Here is a 3607-nt window from a genome sequence, read left to right as displayed (position 1 = left end):
CGAGCTACCCGAGCCACCCGAGCCACCACCCGAGCCACCGCCCGAGCCGCCCGAGCCACCGGAGCCACCGGAGCCACCTGAGCCGCCTGAGCCGCCTGAGCCGCCTGAGCCACTCGACCCATTCGACCCGCTCGACCCACTCGACCCGCTTGACCCGCTCGATCCGCCTTTGCCGTTCCCACCATTGCCCGACGACGATCCGCCGCCACCGGACGTCCCGTTCCCTGCGGAAGCGCCACCTCGTCCGCCGCCATCTCCACGAGCGCCACCGAACGCGCCGCCGCCCAGGGCGCCGCTGCTGCCGTCGCCGCTTGCCGACGTGCCCTCGCCGGTCCCGCCGATCCCGCTCGTCGTCGCGCCGTCGCTCGGGTTATCGACGCAAGCGGCATTGCCGGCAGCGTTTTGACACAGTGAGCTAGCTGAATCGGCCGGAGCGGTCGAACCGGCTGACGTCGAAGCAACGCCTTCATCGCTTTTTACCGGCGCAGGGGCCAAAGTCGAAGCATCGAACGGCGCGGCGGCCAGTCTCGTCGCCGAAGGCCCGCCCGAATCGCTCGAGTTGGCCGTCGCCTCCTGCATGGTCGCGCTCGTCTGCACTACCCATCTGCCCATGAAGTCCGCGAAAGAGCCGGCGTGCGCGGTAGCCGCGAGCAAGGCGAATACGGCGCTTGCCGTTGCCTTGAGGACACCGGGATTTATGTAGGAGTCCTTATTAAATTGCTTGGTCTTCATCGTCATCTCCCCGGCAGGAACGACGCTCGGATGTCGTCGTACTCCTGTCGCCCTACGGCGACCATGGCTGCCCGAGCGCGATGCGTGCGTCTGTCACATGACGGATGCCGTCCGAATATGCGAACGCGCACACGTCTGCGGTCGCGACACCGCTCGATCGTTTTTTCGCCGGGCCCGCGTGGTCACGCGGCCATGTGCCCGGATCTTTGCGATAACCGTGCCATTGCGCGCAATGCCGCGCGGCATATGGGCAAGCGAACAATGGAACGAAGCGGCCGCACGAAAACGCGACTGATATGTTTCACCGGTGAAACGCGTCCGCACCCCGCCTATGAGGGATATCAGACGAAAGCTCGATGTAGGCCGTCAGCAGCGATGCTGCGACGTCGGTCAGGCGGTTTGCGCTTCTCGCTGCAATGTGCGCAGCTCAGTCACAGGGATATGGCATCGAATCCGATGTCCGTCGCCTGCATCGGCGAAAGGCGGGTCGTGCTCCTCGCAAACGGAGCCGAGCTTGCGAGGGCATCGCGTATGAAACACGCACCCGGATGGCGGGGCCGCCGCGCTCGGCGGATCGCCCGCCAAGCGAATGCGCGTCTTTGAACGTTGGTTGAGATCCCCGAATACCGGCATGGCCGACAACAGCGCCTCGGTGTAGGGATGCTGCGGCCCGTCGAACACCGCCTGCGCCGGCCCGATCTCGAGCAGTCTGCCGACATAGAGCACGGCGATACGATCGGCGACGTAACGCACGACGTGCAGGTCATGCGAGATGAACACGTAGCTGACGCCGCGTTCGCGCTGCAAATCGGCCAGCAGGTTCAGAATGGCCGCCTGTACCGAAACGTCGAGCGCCGATGTCGGCTCGTCGCACACGACCACGCGCGGGTCGCCGGCAAAGGCCCGGGCAATCGCCACCCGTTGCTTCAAGCCCCCCGACAATTGCCGAGTTCGCGCATCGAGATAGCGCGGGGGCAGCCGAACGGCTTGCGCAAGCGAGGCAAGCCGAGCGCCGTGCGCGCGACCGCGCAGGGCGCCGAGCTTCGAAAGCGCGCGGCCAATCAACCGTTTGACGGAATGCGCGCGATTCAACGCCGAATCGGGGTTTTGAAAGACGATCTGCAGCGATTTGACCTGTTCGTCGTCGCGGCGCGCGACGTGCGCGTGCAAAGGCTTGCCCTCGAGTTCGAGCGTGCCGCCCGGGTCAGGCGCGACGAGACCCACGAGCAGCTTCGCGAGCGTGGTCTTGCCGCTTCCCGATTCGCCGACGAGGCCGAGCGTTTCACCGGCGGCGAGATCGAGCGAAACGTCGTCGACGGCCCGCACCGGCGCGCCGGTGGAATCGAACGTCTTGGACAAGTGAGCCGCGTGGAGTGCTAGCGGCCGCGGCTCATGCGTGGCGCCGGCCTTTGCCTCGGCTTGCCGAACGACGGGCAGCGGCGTGGCGCGCGGCAACTGTCCCGCTTGCTCGTGGTAATGGCAACGCGCCATGCGCGGGCCGTGCTCGGCCTGGAACCGATGGGGCGGCGGCGCATCGCGTCTGCAGTGTTCGTCGGCCAACCGGCAACGCGCGGCGAACGCGCATCCCTCGATCACGGCCCCGGGCGATGGCAAGCTGCCGGCGATCGTGTCCAGGCGCTCGTCGTCCTTGCCGCGACCAGGGCTCGGCAAGCAGCGCAACAGGCCGACCGTGTAGGGGTGACGCGGCGCGCCGAAGACATCCGCAGTCGGCCCTTCCTCCACGAGCCTTCCGGCGTAGAGCACGCCCACACGACTGCACATGCGGCCGATCACGGCCAGATTGTGACTGATGAAAAGCACCGCGGTGCCGTACTCCTCGCGCAGCTTCGCGACGAGGTCGAGCACCTCTGCCTCGACGGTTGCATCGAGACCCGTCGTCGGCTCGTCGAGAATCAGCAGCGCCGGTTTCGACGCGAGCGCCATCGCGATCACGACACGCTGCTGCATGCCGCCCGAGAGCTGGTGCGGGTAGCTCGTCATGACGCGTTCGGGCGCGGCGATCCGCACATGGCGGAGCATATCCAGCGCATGCGCGAGTGCATCGGCGCGGCTCGCGCCGGCGACCTCGAACGCTTCGGACACCTGGCGGCCGATGGTCATCGACGGATTGAGGGCGCGCGACGGATCCTGATAAACCATCGACACCGTGCGGGCGCGCAGCGAGCGCAACCCTTCGGGCGACAGCGAGGCCACGTCGTCCCCCGCGATTGCGATGCGCCCGGCCTTGATCGCGCCGTTGCGCGCAAGGTACGCGAGCGCCGCGAGCGCCACGGTTGACTTGCCGCAGCCCGACTCGCCCACTAGCCCGTAGGCTTCGCCGCGCCGCACGCGAAACGTCAGGTCGTGCAGCACTTCGCGATCGCGCCCGCGTACGCGGTAGGCGACGCTCAGGCCGACGACGGCGAGCGCATCGTCTTGCGCGGGCGAGGCCGGCTCGAACGCGGGAAGGGCGCGGCGCACGGCTGCTGTCATCGGTCGAGCACTCCCTGCACGCTGTCGGCGATCAAATTCACGCCGACGACGAGCGTGGCGATCGCTAGCGCGTCGAACACGACGGTCCACCATGCGCCGCCCGCCATCAGCGTGTACGACTCGGAAAGCGCGAGGCCCCAGTCGGCGGAAGGCGGCTGAATGCCGAAGCCGAGAAACGACAGCGTGGCCACCGCGAAGATCGCGTAGCCGAGCCGCACGGTGGCTTCCACGATGATCGGCGGCAGCACGTTCGGCAGAATCTCCGCAAACATGATGTACGGCGCGCGTTCGCCGCGCAATTGCGCGGCATCGACGTAATCGAGATGGCGCTCGGAGAACACGGCCGCGCGTACCGTACGTGCCGTAATCGGCATGAACGTAA

2 protein-coding genes are annotated in these 3607 nt (G+C 67.3%); both read right to left on the bottom strand.

What is annotated here, in order from left to right; all coding sequences use genetic code 11:
- Positions 1-1122: 1122 nt before the first annotated feature.
- The gene (locus ACTHNR_RS06395; protein WP_440546724.1) at positions 1123-3225 is read right to left on the bottom strand and encodes an ABC transporter ATP-binding protein; all 2103 of its coding nucleotides are present in this window, start codon (positions 3223-3225) and stop codon (positions 1123-1125) included.
- Positions 3222-3607, bottom strand: a 386-nt coding sequence (locus ACTHNR_RS06390; protein ID WP_440546723.1) for an ABC transporter permease, incomplete at its 5' end; no start/stop codon positions are given. The genes ACTHNR_RS06395 and ACTHNR_RS06390, both read right to left, overlap by 4 nt.

The sequence above is a fragment of the Trinickia sp. genome, from assembly GCF_051954495.1.
GTDB lineage: Bacteria > Pseudomonadota > Gammaproteobacteria > Burkholderiales > Burkholderiaceae > Trinickia.
The sequence above is the reverse complement of the archived record's forward strand: the minus strand, read 5'-3'. Positions and strand labels throughout refer to the sequence as shown.

Coding starts and splice junctions, on each gene's coding strand:
- ACTHNR_RS06395 (WP_440546724.1), bottom strand. CDS start 3,225: ATGACAGCAGCCGTGCGCCGCGCCCTTCCCGCGTTCGAGCCGGCCTCG.